The organism is Salmonella sp. NW884 (genome assembly GCF_051700745.1).
GTDB classification, from domain to species: Bacteria; Pseudomonadota; Gammaproteobacteria; order Enterobacterales; family Enterobacteriaceae; genus Salmonella; species Salmonella enterica.
Genome location: NZ_JAMMDE010000029.1, coordinates 1 through 1043, shown reverse-complemented (window position 1 = coordinate 1043; position 1043 = coordinate 1). Strand labels below are relative to the sequence as shown.

Here is a 1043-nt window from a genome sequence, read left to right as displayed (position 1 = left end):
AGAACTTTAGCAACAACGCCCGCGCCAACGGTACGGCCGCCTTCACGGATTGCGAAACGCAGACCGTCGTCCATTGCGATCGGGTGGATCAGGGTAACAACCATTTTGATGTTGTCGCCCGGCATTACCATCTCTACGCCTTCCGGCAGTTCGATGGTGCCAGTCACGTCAGTAGTACGGAAGTAGAACTGCGGACGGTAGCCTTTGAAGAACGGAGTATGACGGCCGCCTTCATCTTTGGACAGAATGTACACTTCAGATTCGAACTTGGTGTGCGGCTTGATGGTGCCCGGCTTAGCCAGTACCTGACCACGTTCGATTTCTTCACGTTTGATACCACGCAGCAGAACACCTACGTTCTCACCGGCACGGCCTTCGTCCAGCAGTTTGCGGAACATTTCAACGCCAGTACAGGTAGACTTCTGAGTCTCTTTGATACCAACGATTTCAACTTCTTCGCCCACTTTGATGATACCGCGTTCTACACGACCGGTAACAACGGTACCACGACCGGAGATGGAGAATACGTCTTCGATCGGCAGCAGGAACGGCTTGTCAATCGCACGCTCTGGTTCCGGGATGTAAGAATCCAGGAAGCCAGCCAGTTCGATGATTTTCGCTTCCCACTCTGCGTCGCCTTCCAGCGCTTTCAGAGCAGAACCACGAACGATCGGCGTGTCGTCGCCCGGGAAGTCGTACTGAGACAGAAGTTCACGAACTTCCATTTCAACCAGTTCCAGCAGCTCTTCGTCATCAACCATGTCGCATTTGTTCAGGAACACGATGATGTACGGAACGCCTACCTGACGACCCAGCAGGATGTGCTCACGGGTCTGCGGCATCGGGCCGTCAGTCGCAGCAACAACCAGGATCGCGCCGTCCATCTGCGCAGCACCGGTGATCATGTTTTTAACATAGTCGGCGTGCCCCGGGCAGTCTACGTGTGCGTAGTGGCGGGTCGGGGTATCGTATTCAACGTGAGAAGTGTTGATGGTGATACCACGCGCTTTTTCTTCCGGCGCGTTATCGATCTGGTCGAATGC

At 54.6% G+C, this 1043-nt stretch carries 1 protein-coding gene; it reads right to left on the bottom strand.

Features of this window, described 5'->3' with window-relative positions:
- Nucleotides 1-1043 (bottom strand): elongation factor Tu (tuf, locus tag NA197_RS23325; RefSeq protein WP_016740776.1); only part of this gene is annotated, 1043 nt, incomplete at both ends.